The sequence below is a fragment of the Xylanibacter rarus genome, assembly GCF_001275135.1.
In the GTDB taxonomy this organism is placed as follows: Bacteria; Bacteroidota; Bacteroidia; order Bacteroidales; family Bacteroidaceae; genus Prevotella; species Prevotella rara.
Genome location: NZ_LFQU01000013.1, coordinates 51,623 through 66,592 on the forward strand (window position 1 = coordinate 51,623; position 14,970 = coordinate 66,592).

General features: G+C 46.5%; 10 protein-coding genes. 5 read left to right on the forward strand and 5 right to left on the reverse strand.

The features are described 5' to 3' along the window. The first annotated feature begins 24 nt into the window (after nt 1-24). Nucleotides 25-387, forward strand: a complete 363-nt coding sequence (locus ACU52_RS07930) for a hypothetical protein (RefSeq protein WP_053398402.1) — start codon at nt 25-27, stop codon at nt 385-387. Between the two features lie 148 nt (nt 388-535). Here ACU52_RS07930 and ACU52_RS07935 read toward each other — a convergent pair whose 3' ends face one another. Continuing rightward, complete coding sequence (locus ACU52_RS07935) at nt 536-1,852, reverse strand: alpha-L-fucosidase (protein ID WP_053398403.1); 1,317 nt, start codon at nt 1,850-1,852, stop codon at nt 536-538. Nucleotides 1,853-2,908: 1,056 nt separating this feature from the next. Here ACU52_RS07935 and ACU52_RS07940 point away from each other — a divergent pair. Continuing rightward, nucleotides 2,909-5,023: an outer membrane beta-barrel protein gene (locus ACU52_RS07940; protein ID WP_147630815.1), complete on the forward strand. Its 2,115-nt coding sequence runs from the start codon at nt 2,909-2,911 to the stop codon at nt 5,021-5,023. A 197-nt stretch (nt 5,024-5,220) separates the two neighbouring features. Here ACU52_RS07940 and recO read toward each other — a convergent pair whose 3' ends face one another. Then, nucleotides 5,221-5,949, reverse strand: coding sequence for a DNA repair protein RecO (gene recO, locus ACU52_RS07945; protein ID WP_053398405.1), 729 nt, complete (start codon nt 5,947-5,949; stop codon nt 5,221-5,223). Between the two features lie 206 nt (nt 5,950-6,155). On the opposite strand from recO, the gene rpsT reads away from it, so the two are divergent. Next, nucleotides 6,156-6,410 (forward strand): 30S ribosomal protein S20, encoded by a 255-nt coding sequence (gene rpsT / locus ACU52_RS07950; protein ID WP_021854845.1) that lies wholly within the window; start codon nt 6,156-6,158, stop codon nt 6,408-6,410. Nucleotides 6,411-6,712: 302 nt separating this feature from the next. Further along, nucleotides 6,713-8,686, forward strand: a complete 1,974-nt coding sequence (gyrB, locus tag ACU52_RS07960) for a DNA topoisomerase (ATP-hydrolyzing) subunit B (RefSeq protein WP_053398406.1) — start codon at nt 6,713-6,715, stop codon at nt 8,684-8,686. Between the two features lie 267 nt (nt 8,687-8,953). On the opposite strand, the gene ACU52_RS15075 is transcribed toward gyrB, so the two are convergent. Further along, nucleotides 8,954-9,097, reverse strand: a complete 144-nt coding sequence (locus tag ACU52_RS15075) for a hypothetical protein (RefSeq protein WP_156316888.1) — start codon at nt 9,095-9,097, stop codon at nt 8,954-8,956. Between the two features lie 190 nt (nt 9,098-9,287). Here ACU52_RS15075 and ACU52_RS07965 point away from each other — a divergent pair, with 190 nt between their 5' ends. After that, on the forward strand, nt 9,288-11,669 hold the full coding sequence (locus tag ACU52_RS07965) for a T9SS type A sorting domain-containing protein (RefSeq protein WP_053398407.1): 2,382 nt from the start codon (nt 9,288-9,290) through the stop codon (nt 11,667-11,669). A 92-nt stretch (nt 11,670-11,761) separates the two neighbouring features. Here ACU52_RS07965 and ACU52_RS07970 read toward each other — a convergent pair whose 3' ends face one another. Next, entirely contained in the window at nt 11,762-12,478 is a 717-nt protein-coding gene (locus tag ACU52_RS07970; protein ID WP_053398408.1) for an MBL fold metallo-hydrolase, read from the reverse strand. 133 nt (nt 12,479-12,611) lie between these two features. Further along, nucleotides 12,612-14,690 (reverse strand): M6 family metalloprotease domain-containing protein, encoded by a 2,079-nt coding sequence (locus ACU52_RS07975; RefSeq protein WP_053398409.1) that lies wholly within the window; start codon nt 14,688-14,690, stop codon nt 12,612-12,614. Nucleotides 14,691-14,970 lie beyond the last annotated feature (280 nt).

Below are 14,970 nucleotides of genomic sequence, written 5' to 3' on the forward strand. Positions count from 1 at the left end.
AATATTTTTTTTAACAACAAGCCTATGAGAAAAGTAGATTTAAAGACCGGCAAGCTTGAAATTATTTTCAGCATCTTTCTTCTTCTGTTTGCACTTGAGCCGCTGTTTGGCAGCATGCCTGCGGCAGATTATGCCGTCTGGGGATTAATAGTTCTGTGTCTTGTCCTGATGGTTGTGCTGATGATAAAAGATTTGGTTAAGGATGCGCGCGGCTTCCTTTCGCGTTATACGTCAAGGTCGGTCCTTTCGGTCTTAGACATCGTTATCTGTCTGATAGGCGTGGCTGTGAGCTATGCGGTAGATGCCGGTATGAGCAGCTTCTGGATCTTAATGCTTGTCCTTACAGTCATTGCATATTTCCTGCCGGCGCCCAAAGGAGCTAAATAAGTGAAGAGTGAAGAACGAAGAGTGAAGAATTCAATAGCATATAAAACTGAATAGCATTATAGCATTGCCGACATTCTATAACACACAACAGACTATTGAATTCTTCACTCTTCGTTCTTCACTCTTCACTTAATTTTTTCCTCTTCACTTATTTCACCGTCAGTGTTATTATTCGGTCTATCGCCGGCGTAAGGTCGGCAGTGTGCAGCACTACGCCGCCGCTTACGTTTTCATGACTTATCTTTTTGCCTGTATCAAATAATACGGCGCTCTTCACTTTGCCTTTCAGCGGCAGCAATATCATCTTCGGCATGTCGTCGGCAAGGATGTGCACATAAAGCTTGTTGCCGCTGCGCGTCGTGGTGCCCCATTCGGCAGTCATCACGTCGCCTGCCGTGGTGGCATACACCGTTTCGCCATATTCAGACAGCCACTTGCCCATGCTCTTAAGGCGCTCAAGAGCCACAGCCGGCAGTTGTCCGTCAGGCTGCGGCCCTATGTTCATAAGCAGGTTGGCACCCTTGCCGGCAGCCCTCACGAGCAGTCTTACGAGCGTTGTGTCCGACTTGTAGTTCTGGTCGCTCACCTTATATCCCCACATTCCGTTCATCGTCTGACATGTTTCCAGCGGCAGACTGCCTATCTCGCTTTCGTCAGAAAGGCCCGCAGTGTTCTCGCCCGGCAGGTCGCGCTCAAACATCTGGAAGTCTTCGCCCTCAACCGGCGCTCTGTGGTGGTTGTTGCCTATGAGGCATGCCGGCTGCAGGCGGTGTATCATGGCATACTGCTCGCCAAGTCGCCAGTCGAAGTCGGGCTTGTCCCACACTCCGTCAAACCATATTGCGCCTATCTCGCCGTAGTTGGTCAGCAGCTCGGTCAGCTGGTTGTTCATAAACTCATAGTAGCTCTCCCAATTGCCGTGGTTCTTTCTGCCCGTCCTGTGGCCCGTGTTGCCCAGCGGATAGTAGTCTTCGCGCGTCCAGTCGAGGTGAGAGTAATACAGATGAAGCTTTATGCCCTGCTTGTGGCACTCGTCTGCCAGCTCCTTTATCACGTCGCGTCCGAAGGGCGTGGCGTCAACAATGTTATAGTCGGAATATTTTGTGTCGAACATCGAGAAGCCGTCGTGGTGGCGTGTTGTGATGCATATATACCGCGCTCCTGCCTCCTTGATGGCCTTAACCCATTCGCTCGCGTTGAAGCGCGAGGGGTAGAAAGCCGATGCGGCCTTGGCATACTCGTGGCAGTTGAGCCCGCCGCTGTTGAGATACCACTCACCCTGTCCGAAAAGGCTGTAGATGCCCCAATGGAGGAATATCCCGAACTTGTTGTCGCTAAACTCTTTGCGCGCCTTCAGGTTTTCGGGCGCCGGCACGTAGCCTGCCTTTTGCGCATGCGCCATGCCCGGCATGAGCAATGCGGCCAGGCATAATGCCATAAAAGTCCTTTTAAAATGTTTTTCCATAATATTATATTATTTGTGCATAGTGATGTTTCAGCCGTTATGTCCGCAAGCATCTTTCCGTCTGCATGTCGGCTTTCTCATGCCTGTCTTCTTCGTGCCGTATGGCTAGGCAGGGCAGGGGAGCATGCAAATATACGAATCTTAATTTATAATTCATAATTCACAATTCATAATTCACGATCGGCTTTCGCCTAACTTTGTTTCGTAATTCATAATTCCTGTTAGTGCAATGCCGCACATTGTTCTTTGGTTCTTTTCGCTCAGCTTCATTATGGTCTTTTGTCAGCTTTTCTTACATGATTCAGTCCACTTAACGCTCTCAGAATGGCGATGCTCGTCACGAATCCGTGATTTGGCGCGAAAAACGGCGAAAAATGCGCGTTTTCACTAACCTGTTGTCGTTCAGTGCTTTATGCTGTTTTAAAGACAAAAGCTTAACAGTTAAAAAATATTACTTTGCCGTTTACGGTGCAAAAGTGGCCCGTTTCCGTTGCAAGACATGCCTGTTTTTTATCCGTAGACCATGCTTTTACGTCTCAAAAAGTTCATGTTTAAGCCTTTTATTCAGTCTTGTCTGTGAACGTATGTTAATGCTCCGCCGCTTTTGTCTGAATTAATTAACATCCGTTATACTCTGTTTTTCTAGATTGGAAAAATATTTTGTCCTAAGTTTTTACCACGAAGTGATGTTCCTTAAGTGAAGAGCAGGCAGGCGCTGAGCGCAATTAAAAAATAAAGATCAAAACCTCTTACGAAAGTGAAGAATGAAGAATTCAAATGTATTATATAAGGAAATCCTGGCAGGCACTACAGCATCATATCAGCATCTGTAAAGGCTCAGAGTGTCTAATATTTATACACCGCTGTCAAATATTTAGACACATGCAAAAATACGAAATACGGTTATCTCGTTGATTAACAGAGAGATACATATCATGGCATGATTTTAGCAATAATTTTATTGAATTGAATGTAAAATAAAGCCACTGTGCAGCAGACAAGACACCGACACAAATCCGGCAATTCTGCGTGCATGGCGAAAAGAGATATTTGCTTATGAAAAACATCATTTTATTTCTAACAACGCTATTGCCGTTTTCGATAGATGTTTGTGCCGTGGCTAATGAAAATAACGGCGTTGTGTCTGATTCGGCTGTCATAGACTCCATAAACCGCGACATGAGTCTCGACAACATAACTGTGGTTACATCGAGAATAAGGCAGAAGGCCAACGGATTCTCATTGAACCTGACCAACAGTAAACTCTCGGATATGTTGACCATGGACCAGATGCTGTCGCTGCTGCCTTATGTTAGCTCGACAGACGGCTCTGTATCTATATACAACCAGGCCGCAAGCGCCATTTATATAGATGGAGTCAAGATTGTTAACCGTGAACAGCTCAAGATGCTGCGCCCGGAACTGATAGAGCGCATAGAGGTCGACTATTTCAACAACGGCTCAGAGAGTGCGGGCAATCCCGGCGGAATAATGAGAATCTGGCTGAAACACAGAGAAAAGGGTTATCTGATAGGCATCGGAGGCGAGACGTCGGCAAAGACAGAAAACGGATATGACGGCTACGGCTTTAAGAGTTATCAGATGGGAAGCACAGGACGGTTTACTATATATAACGCCGTTATGTACGACAGGGGCTTGTCAAGCGAAAAATACAGAACATATACGCAGTCGGGTTCAGGCATGTCTGTGAGCGATGAAAAATATATGAACAATTCTAACACCTTCGGCGACTGGCTCAGCATCACAGCCGACGCTGGACATAACCGGCAGGTGGGAATAACGGCCGGCGTGTCATATCTCAGAAACAAGGGTACGCTTGGGGCCGACATAAACGAGACAGCTGAAGGGCAGACGGCTGATTACGGCACCGTTACGTGGAGGCCGCAGACCAACCTTACGCTGAACGGAACGGCATTCTACAACTGGAAGATAAACGACAGAGGATCGAACCTTAATGTCACGGCCGACTACCTTTGGTACAAGAGAAACCGTGAAGACAACTATAATGTGATAGCCTCGGCTGGTTTGAGGCCGGGCTATTCGCAAAATGCCGACAATTATACAAAACTGCTGCGTGTAAAGTCTACATGGCAGAACGTACAGCAGAACGGAAACACACTGACGACAGGACTTGACTATAAACTGACTGATTTTAGCGAGACAGAGCATGTGATGAGTATGCGTCAGAGCGTTACAGACCATGAGCCGGCAATATTCGCATCATATTCCGGAGCGGCAGGCAAACTGTCGTATAACGCAAACTTGAGGGTGCAGTATAACAATCTGAAAGTAACTGCCAACGGACTGACAGATAAACGCGACTACTGGAGTCTGTGTCCTTCGGCAGTGCTGAGATATGAGCTGAGCCGCAAACACCGGCATAACGTCAGTCTTAGCTATCAGCGCACTGTCTACGGGTTGCCTTACGACGGAATAAGCACATACAGAGTGTACGACGGAGCCAACCACTACAGCATGGGAAACCCTTATCTGGATGTCCCGTCGAGACATATGGTTGACTTAAGGCTGTCGCTGTTCAACCAGTTTGACGTAAGACTCTCGTATACGAAAGAGGAAAAAAGCACATTCTATGCTGAAGAAGCTGATCCTGACAATCCGGGAAGTACACGCTCTGTGTTGCGCAACAGCGACGGCGCAGATACGAAGATGATACTCGTACAATGGGCCAAGTATCCTACAAAGTGGTTATACTTCAAGGTTTCGGGATATGCAGCATGGGATACGTTCCGGCAGCCTGAATACGGATACAGCAACAAGTTCAGATGGTATCTGTATGCTACTTGCACCATGTGGCTGAAACATAACTGGATTATAAACATAGACGGTGCATACGACCCGGAAAAATATTTTAACGGCGAGACTTATATGAACACTGTATGGAATGTAGGTATGACTGTTGCCAAGAGCTTCATGAAAAAGAGGCTGCAAGTAGGACTCACCGTTACGCCACCGTACACTCCGCGCGTAACAAAAGTAACCAAGAACGACCTGGCTTACAGACGCGAGAAACTCAGTCATGGGGCCTATATAGGACTAAAGCTGTCGTACACAATATCAGGCGGAAAACTACGTCAGCGTAAGAAGGCACAGAGCATACAGCAGTATGAGGAGCAGAAGCACGACTATTGATTTCAGTATGAATCACCATGCCATTGTGGCGTTATGTCGCTACATGAAACGTTTTGCATGAGCTGCGTGCTGTAGAGTCAGAAGTTGAATGGTATTATAATTATGGCGCAACTGCGGTCTATGCCGTGGCTACGCCATTCTTTTTTCATTAATAATTATTTTATAGAAGATGATGCTGTAACGGCATCTGTGTATGCTCAATCGGCAAACAGCTCCTTAAGCACCTGCAGCGACTTCAGCTCTGGCAGTTCGGGCATGTGTATGCGGTAATAGCTTATTATGGTGTCCACCATCCTGTTGCGGTCAAAGTGCGACATGCGGTAAAGGTGCATCGTGGCATAGTTCATGCGCAGCAGCAGTCCTATCTTGCGCGCGTCGTCAGGACTGAGCACGTCGACGTGCATCGGCCTTTGACGGCAGAAGCAGCTGCTCCTCATGTCGAACCAGTCGCCCGGCTCGTAGTTGTCTGTATTGGGATAAAATCCGAGAAATCTCGACAGGCGCATCATGAACACAATGTGGAAGTTGGCAAAGCCCTCGCCGCATCCGTCGAGCCATCTGATGCTGTTCTCTATATATGAGAATGTGGTTGGGTCGGTCTGCTCGCGGCGTGTGGTGCAGCGCAGAAATTCGGCCATGAAGAGCGAGATGGCCGTTTTGTATGGGTTAAACGGTATCGACGTGAAGGGCACCGCTATGCGTGCGTCCTTCAGCCGCTGCAGTCTGGCGTTCTGTCTTATGTCGATGTCGGTGTCGAGAATGAACAGCGGCTGGAAGTATTGCTTCTTGAGCTTGCCCCTTGCCGATGTCGGAATCTTTATAATGCACGACGTTCTGCCGCATGTTTCGGTGAGAAAGTCAACAATCATCTGTTGCTCTCCATATTTGAACGAATGCAGCACTAAAGCCCTTGTTTTTGTTATCATATCTGCAAAAATACAAGAATTTTATGGTTTTTGATAAAAAAGTTGCAGAAAAATTTGGAGGTTTAAAATAAAACCACTACCTTTGCACCGCAAATTTATCAAATGGTCCCTTCGTCTATCGGCTAGGACGAGAGATTTTCATTCTCTAAAGAGGAGTTCGACTCTCCTAGGGACTACTAACAAAATAAAAAGGAATAATAACAAAGATGGCAAACCACAAATCATCAGTTAAGAGAATCCGTCAGGAGAAGAAAAGAACATTGCACAATAGATATTATGCAAAGACAATGCGTAATGCAGTGCGTAAGCTGCGCGCTATAACAGACAAGGAAGAAGCTCTGAAGCTGTATCCTAGTGTACAGAAGATGCTTGATAAGCTGGCTAAGACCAATATCATCCACAAGAACAAGGCTTCTAATCTTAAGTCAAAGCTGGCGTGCCACATCAGCAAATTGGGATAAATTAAATTATAAATAAGAGACAATAAGGGCTGTGATCAACAAAGATTGCAGCCTTTTTTGTTGTTTGCCGGTTTGCTCCTTTCCTTTCTTGTGTTTTTATTGTTGTCATGAGCGTCATGAAGCATGGTGCATGACAGCGTGTGGCACCGCTTTGGCTGCCGTTTCGGGCTTTTGCCGTAATATTGTGGGCAAAGGTGCTTATGGTGTAGTTAAACACCGTCATTTCACTTTTTTATAGTTAAAAGCCTTCGCCGTGTCGCAGATTTTTTGTATATTTGCACGTTAATTTACATTGAAGCGAAATGGCAGAAAATCAAATCAACGAGAATAATTATTCAGCCAGTAACATACAGGTGCTTGAAGGCCTTGAGGCCGTGCGCAAGCGTCCGGCAATGTACATAGGCGACATCAGCGAGAAGGGTCTTCACCACTTGGTGAACGAGACAGTGGACAACTCTATCGATGAGGCCATGGCCGGATACTGTACCCATATTGAAGTTACGATAAACGAAGACAACTCTATAACCGTGCAGGACAACGGTCGTGGTATCCCTGTGGATGAACACGAAAAACTGCATAAGTCGGCTCTTGAAGTGGTAATGACCGTGCTGCATGCGGGCGGTAAGTTCGACAAAGGCTCATACAAGGTGTCAGGAGGTCTGCACGGTGTGGGTGTGTCGTGCGTCAACGCGCTTTCTACACACATGCTGTCACAGGTGTTCCGCGACGGAAAGATATATCAGCAGGAGTATGAGAAGGGTAAGCCGCTGTATCCTGTAAAGGTGGTTGGCGAGACTGAGCTGCGCGGTACACGCCAGCAGTTCTGGCCAGACCCTACAATATTCACCACGACACTGTATAAATACGACATAATAGCCAAGCGTATGCGCGAGCTGGCATATCTTAACGCCGGCATAAAGATTACGCTTACAGACCTTCGTCCCGACGAGGAAGGCAAGACAAGGCAGGAAGTGTTCCATGCCAAGGACGGACTGAAAGAGTTTGTGCGCTATATCGACCGTCACCGCACACATCTGTTCGATGACGTTATCTATCTGAAGACAGAGAAGCAGGGCATACCTATCGAGGTGGCTGTGATGTATAACACTGACTACAGCGAGAACATCCATTCATACGTGAACAACATCAACACCATCGAAGGCGGTACGCATCTCGTAGGTTTCCGCATGGCGCTGACACGTACTTTGAAGAAATATGCCGACAACGACCCTGTTATATCAAAGCAGATCGAGAAGGCAAAGATAGAGATTGCAGGCGAGGACTTCCGCGAAGGACTTACGGCCGTTATCTCGATAAAGGTGGCTGAGCCGCAGTTTGAAGGTCAGACAAAGACAAAACTGGGCAACAGCGAGGTTACCGGAGCCGTTCAGCAGGCTGTGTCAGAGGCTCTGACATATTATCTCGAGGAACATCCGAAGGAGGCAAAGCAGATATGCGACAAGGTGATACTGGCTGCAACGGCACGTATCGCGGCACGCAAGGCACGCGAGAGCGTTCAGCGCAAGAATCCTATGACCGGAGGCGGTCTGCCCGGAAAGCTTGCTGACTGCTCAAACAAAGACCCGAAGGAATGCGAGATATTCCTCGTCGAGGGAGACTCGGCCGGCGGTTCTGCCAAGCAGGGACGCGACCGCTACACACAGGCCATACTACCGCTGCGCGGAAAGATTCTTAACGTGGAGAAGGTTATGTGGCACAAGGTGTTCGAGAGCGAGTCGGTTATGAACATCATACAGAGTATAGGTGTGCGCTTCGGCGTTGACGGCGAGGACGACAAGGAGGCAAACATCGAAAAGTTGCGCTATGACAAGATTATCATAATGACCGATGCCGACGTCGATGGTTCACACATCGACACCCTTATAATGACTCTGTTCTACCGCTTCATGCCTAAGGTTATTCAGGACGGACATCTCTATATAGCCACTCCGCCGCTTTATCTCTGCACATATAAGAACAAGGTGAAGGAGTATTGCTATACCGACCAGCAGCGCCAGGCATTCCTCGACAAGTATGGTAACGGCGTTGACGACGGCAAGAGCATACACACTCAGCGATATAAAGGTTTGGGTGAGATGAACCCGGAGCAGCTTTGGGAGACGACAATGAATCCCGAGACACGTCTGCTGAAACAGGTTACGATAGAGAATGCCGCAGAGGCCGACGAGATATTCTCAATGCTTATGGGCGACGACGTTGAACCGCGACGCCAGTTTATCGAGCAGAACGCCACATACGCAAACATCGATGCTTAAGGCGTAATAATAAATATTCAGATATAATCCGTACGTAATTAGATTTTACGTGCGGATTTTTTTATTCCTAATCTGTCATTATATCTGTCTTTCTAAACTGTAATTAGAATCCTACAGAATTTAAAGAGAATCGCTGCATGCTTTTTCGCTGCCATGATGGATATGTAAAGAAAGGGTTGATGGAAATAGAAAACATAAAGAAGACAGAAACATCAACGTACTTGTTTTGCAAAATCATATTTTGGCAGGTCTATGACTGATTAGATTTTAATCGGCAAATTTATGGTTCCTGCTGTTGTATAGATTCTTATTTGTTCTTTTTCTTGTTTCTTTTTTTATTGCCATGGTTGTCATGTTTACATAAAAGCGGCGACAATCTTTTTTGCAAAACAATGTTTTGTCAGAATTCATAATGATTGGTTTTTACTTTTTTTGAAATTTGTCCGGTCCCTTTATTGTGTTGTAAATCAGAATGTTATATTATATCTTAATTTTTTTAACATTCGTGTCCGGCGTATTGTCCTGTAGAAAAAGTATAAAGATATTATTTAGATTTGTAATTTTACGCACAGATTCGTAAGTTAAACTAAATATTTATATTATGAAAAAAAGTATTACTATTGTTACACTTGCAGCAGCTCTTTCTGCATGTTGTGTACCTGTTGTCGGTCAGACAATTTATAAGGTGAACACACAAATGAACCTTACGGGTGTTAACAATGACGGTGTTGCCGTTGGTTTTCCAGACCTTAATACTCCTTATTATCTGTGGAGAGCAGTTGAGAAAGGACCAAACCAGAGTGCTGAAGATCTTGAGCTTATTGGCGGTATCGGACCAGGTGATGGTATTGGAGGACATGGCCGCTTTTCAGATGACGGAAAGATTATTTCTGCTGTGACTCTTGCTGATGTATTGGTAAGTAAAGGATGGACCAATACTATTGATATGCCTACGGTTCAAATAAAAGATATGTATCTTACTACTCCGGACGTTTTGTTCTATGGTGTTGCTGTGGGTGTTGACACAGAGACAGGTAACAGCGTTGTGTTGCGTACCGTTAACGAAGGTGAGGTTTGGAAGATATACGATAATAATTGTATACAGAACGGTCTGAAGCAGGGAGCAATAAATACTTTCTCTGTATTTTATAGAGGATGTATTCTCTTGGGTGGTGATAACGGATTGTTCTATCAGGGCAACCTGGGCAACCAGTGGTTGAATGAAGCAGATCCGCGTCCTGAAGGTCTTACTAAAAACGTGAAGAGTTATCATGCTATCAACTTTATTGATGCGGCACCTTATTGCGGAGTTATTGCCGTTGAGTATGAGGACGGAACGGCAGGCGTATGGCAATGCGATAATGGTGAGGGCATTTATACTACGGGTATTTCGTTTACGGATGTAACAGAAGGTGTCAAAGGCCTCACAGGTATGCCAACGAGCATAGTCAATGACGGTACAAATTTCTATATGGCAACGAATGACGGAAATGTCTATAAGTCTACAGACAACGGCAAGACTTGGGAAAGCATCTATTATGGTGGAAGTAATGCCAAGTTTACCAAAATAGCCGTTTCAGGTGAAGGCAAACTTGCAGCTGTGTGTGGTAATGGCAATGTCTATATTTGTACAGACGGAAGCTCTTATTGGGAACGTAGGCACGTAGACGACGGAAGCGGAGATTATAAGTGGTATACCGTAGCTTTTGATGGAGAGAAACTTGTTGTGGCAGGAGCCGATGGCCAAATATATTCTTCAGAAGACTATGGAGAGACTTGGGTGAATGAAGGAGAAGAACTTGGTGTCAGTTCAGACATTTATGCTATTAATCAAACATCTACAGCCTTAATGGTAGGAGGTACTGACGGATGTCTTATGCGCAAGCCTGTGGCAGAAACAAAGAATGGCGCAATATCTTCTCTTTATGACATGGAAACACAAGAATGGACACCGCTGAAGAGTACGGGTTATGTAAATGATATTTCTTTTGGTTCACCGTATGATATTTCTGGAGATGGTAAATATGTAGTAGGTTTGGCGCCGTGGAAAGAGTCTGATGGAGGATTCCGTAGTCATGCTACGGTATGGAGTACAGAAACAGGTGTGCCTGTTGACCTTGGAACACGTGTTGAATACAGGGCAACCCGCGCTAATGGTGCAAGTTATGACGGAAGTGTCGTTGTAGGATGGCAGGACTTTTTGGGACCTTGGTATGCTTCTGTATGGCGCAAAGGTGCAGACGGGTATACTCAGGAATTTATATATAGTCATGAAGGTGTATCAGAGGAGGATATAAATTTTAAAGATGAAACAAGTCTAATGGAGAATCTTGCCCTTGAACTGAGATGTGTATCTTCAGACGGTAAATGGCTAGGCGGTAAAGGTGGCGAGGCTTCTATAATAAAGAATCCGTATATTTATAGTATTGAAACCGGTATTGTAGAGCTTACAGACAATGGTGTCGGCGGAACTGTGTCTGACATTAATAATGAAGGTGATATCGCTATTGGCTGGTATGGCACAGGCGAGAGCGGCTGGATATGGACAAAGGAAGACGGTATCATGGATATCAATGACTTTGCAAGAAATGTGCTTGGTGCAGAGTATACCGGTACGTTGTGTTCGGCTTACGACATGTCGCCTAACGGACGCTTTGTGATAGGTTATGGTATGGAAGGCCAGAATGTATTCGGTTATATGCTTGACCTTAAGCAGTGGCTTGAGGATCGTGAGCAGGGTACAGGTATAGCTGACGTTACCGTATATCCTAACCCCGCAACGGACGAACTTCATATTGATATGCTTAGTGACGGCAACGCCCATGTTAATCTATACGATCTTACCGGCCGTAAGGTTTATAGCAGCAAGGTGACAGACACAAGCAATGTTGTAAACATATCTTCGGTTAAGAATGGTATCTATGTGCTGGAGGTCCAGGCCGGAAACGCACGTAAGACAATGAAGTTCCAGGTGAAACATTAATGTGTTTTTATAACCAACCTTTTTATTCATAATCACTGCGCCTCAAACTGTCAATAATACAGTTTGAGGCGCTTATTTTTCTTGCGTGTATATTACAGTGTTCCTATCTCTTCGCCTTCGCGGTGTATGTAGAGAAACTTAGTGCCGCGGAATTCTGCCTCTTTGCCGAAGGTCATGGCCTTCTCTCTTGCCGGCGGGAAGTGCATAGGTGCCATATAGGTTGTCTTTATCGTCTGAATCCATTGCCGTGCACCGCGTGCAAAGTCGGTGCCGAGCCGCGGGTCGACGGGGAACATGGCAAGGTCGACTGCCGGATATTCTGCTTTTATGTCGCGCAGCACAGCCATGAAGTCGCCCTCCATCTTTTTGACTTCCTGTGGAGTAGACTCATCTTCCCAGTGCCAGTTATTCAGGTCGCCGGCGTGAAACACCTTCTTTCCGTCCGTTTCTACCATAAACGACACTCCGGCGTCGGTAGATCCGAAGGCTTTTACGCTTATCATGTCGTCGCTGTAGGTGTCGCCTCTGCGCAGAAGCACGTCAGCGTCTGTTTCTTTCGCTCTGCGGCGCCTTACTATGTCGCGCGACAGAATTATACGTTTCTGTCCGTTTGACACGTTCAGACTAAAGATTTCGGGGTTGAAGTGGTCTTCGTGAAAATGACTTGCCATGAAGTAGACGCGCTTGTCTGTGTGCTCAAGCATGTGTTTGACGTTGCTGTCGGGTGAGTCTTTCCAGTAGTCGAAGATGATGACACACTGCTCGGCCTCAAGCATAAAGCAGCTGTGAAAGATGTAATATAGCTTCATGATATCTTTGTTTTGTTGTTGAATGCTGTTGCTTTCAGCTCGTTTCCGGCTGTCTTGTGGCTGCCGGCCGCGGCTGTGGCGGTAATAAAAAAGGGCAGGCCTTGGCCCGCCCTTTTGGTGAAGGTTATGACGATTATTTGATAATCTTCTTTCCGTTGATGATATAGATGCCCTTCTTCAGGCTGTTAAGGTCTTTGCCCATGTAGCGTCCGTCGATGCTGAATATGCGGTTGTCCTTAACCTCATTGTCAGTAACGGTGTTGCTGATGCCTGTAGATGTGTTGCTCAGACAAACCTTGTCGAGATAGAAGCGGCCTGAGTTAACGTAGAATCTGAGTTTAACCGGTCCGTTAGCTGTCAGCTCTGTGCTGAATGCAGACCACTTGTTGTTCTTCAGTACGAATGAAGGCTTAGACAGTGTTCCGTTGCCTTCCTTAACCTCAACGTAGATAGTGTTAGCCTCGCTTGCGTAAGGAGCAGCCTTGAACTGCAGTGTGTATGTTCCGTCTACAGTTATTTCAGGTGTTGTAACGTTACCTGCCATCATGCTTGAGCCGTACTGTGCGCACTGGTAAGCGCTGCGAGAACTTGTTGAAGACCATCCTGTGTTGTCATACTGTACAGAGCCTGATGTCGTTGCGCTGAAGTTGCCGTCGTTACCGCCCTTGCCGTTGCACTTGTCGAATGACTCATAGAAGATGTATGACTGCGGCAGATCGAAGTCAGAGTCAGAGTTGTTCTCGTTCTCGAATGAGAATGACACTGTGCCGTCATTGTTCTTTGTGATGTTTCTTACCGACTTGTTCATGTACTTAGAACCGTCCTTGTTCATGTTGTTAAGTGTAGCGGCCGGTGTAGAAGTGTTAGTCAGGCTGTTGTTGTATTGATAAGGATAGATGTCGCCTGCGTCGTTGTTTTCAGGGTCATTGTCGGCGATGAATATGGTGCAGCGCTGACGTGATGTGCTGTTCACGAGGTTCTGCTGCCATACTTTGGCGTCGAAGTCAACGTGCAGGATGAGCAGTCCTGAGTTAGGCAGACCTGCATCCCATCCGCTCAACTGTCTGTTCTCGAGCAGATAATACTCGTCTTTGTCGTTGTCGTTATATATGATGTAAGCCTCACCTGTTTCAGCCAGAGCCTTCATGTTGTCTATCTGGCAGTTTTCTTTAAGTTCAGTAGGCTCAATCCATCCTGCGTACATACGCTCGTAGCTGGTGTAGTTAGCCGGCAGATAGCTGTCGCCGTTGTAGCTTCCCTGGTCCATAATGTCCCAGTCGCCCATGCCGTAGTTGCCGCTGTAAGATGTGTCATACATGTCGGCAAGTCCGAGACAGTGAGAGAATTCGTGGCAGATAGTACCGATACCGTCAATACATTCAGCATAACCCTGGCTTGTCTTGACGCCGAGCTCGCAGCTGCAGGCATAAGTGTCGATGGTTACGCCGTCGAGTGTGAGTGTTCTGCCGAGAGCTGAGTGCAAGTTCCACTCGTGAGGCCAGATAGTGTTTCTGTCGTCCCAAGAAGCCTCGCCGTGTCCTGCGTAAAGGATGAACACCTGGTCAACCTCTCCGTCGCCGTCCCAGTCGTAGTTAGTGAAGTCTATGCTTTCGTCAACAGCCTTGCAGGCGTCCATAACCATTTCGCCGAGTGCAGTGTTGTTGTCGTTCTGTCCGTTAGTAGGCTTGCCGTAGTATGCATATCCGTTAGGCAGAGTTACAGGGCCGGCGATGTCGAAGTCGAGCTCAAACTGTCCGTAGCTCTGTGCCTTGAAGTAGTCTTTCACACTACCGTTGAAGTCGAGCTCTTTGAAGCCTTCCTCGTTGGCAATGCGCTGATAGAGTGCAGGAGTATGGTCGGCCCAGAATTTGGTGTCGGCAAACTGCACGAGTATGATAAGACCTTTTTTCATACCAACGTATGGCTGGTGGTCGCCTCCGAGCGAGCCTCTTGTCTGTATGTTCTTCTTATTGCGGCGTGCCGATTGCCTCATCTGGTCGGCTCTTGCTGTCATTGCCTTCATGTCGGCAAGCTCGTAAAAGCCTGTAGTGTTGTTCTGTACTAGTTTGCGGCCGTCAGCTGCCTGCCAGTAGCTGCAGAATTCGTCACCGCGTAGTTCTACTCTGACTTCAGTGCCGTCAGCCATTTTCACCGTTTTCCACATGCCTCGTTTGGCCGGTACGGCGAGCACCAATGTTGACATCAGTGCCATCGATAAGGTAAAAAAAGTTTTTTCATATTTTTATTGGGATTATTTAGCTTGCAAATGTAACGAATTTGGTTTTTATTTCCAAATAAAATTTATGGTTTGTAGTTTAATTTAACATGTCTGAATATTGTTGTGTAGTCTTTTTGTGTCAGATGGCCTGAATGTAGGCTCTGCATGGTGATTGTGGCGCGGCTGTATTGCTGCCGTGCAAAAGGTATGCTTTCGGGCTGCAAAAGGCCACCTTTTGGCGTGTAAAAGACGGCAAATCGCACGCTAAAAGATG

Bases quoted from the DNA above. Each gene is read 5' to 3' on its own strand.
- ACU52_RS15075 (WP_156316888.1), bottom strand. From the start codon at position 9,097: ATGAATTCTGACAAAACATTGTTTTGCAAAAAAGATTGTCGCCGCTTT.
- recO (WP_053398405.1), bottom strand. From the start codon at position 5,949: ATGATAACAAAAACAAGGGCTTTAGTGCTGCATTCGTTCAAATATGGA.
- gyrB (WP_053398406.1), top strand. From the start codon at position 6,713: ATGGCAGAAAATCAAATCAACGAGAATAATTATTCAGCCAGTAACATA.
- rpsT (WP_021854845.1), top strand. From the start codon at position 6,156: ATGGCAAACCACAAATCATCAGTTAAGAGAATCCGTCAGGAGAAGAAA.
- ACU52_RS07965 (WP_053398407.1), top strand. From the start codon at position 9,288: ATGAAAAAAAGTATTACTATTGTTACACTTGCAGCAGCTCTTTCTGCA.
- ACU52_RS07975 (WP_053398409.1), bottom strand. From the start codon at position 14,690: ATGGCACTGATGTCAACATTGGTGCTCGCCGTACCGGCCAAACGAGGC.
- ACU52_RS07940 (WP_147630815.1), top strand. From the start codon at position 2,909: ATGAAAAACATCATTTTATTTCTAACAACGCTATTGCCGTTTTCGATA.
- ACU52_RS07930 (WP_053398402.1), top strand. From the start codon at position 25: ATGAGAAAAGTAGATTTAAAGACCGGCAAGCTTGAAATTATTTTCAGC.
- ACU52_RS07935 (WP_053398403.1), bottom strand. From the start codon at position 1,852: ATGGAAAAACATTTTAAAAGGACTTTTATGGCATTATGCCTGGCCGCA.
- ACU52_RS07970 (WP_053398408.1), bottom strand. From the start codon at position 12,478: ATGAAGCTATATTACATCTTTCACAGCTGCTTTATGCTTGAGGCCGAG.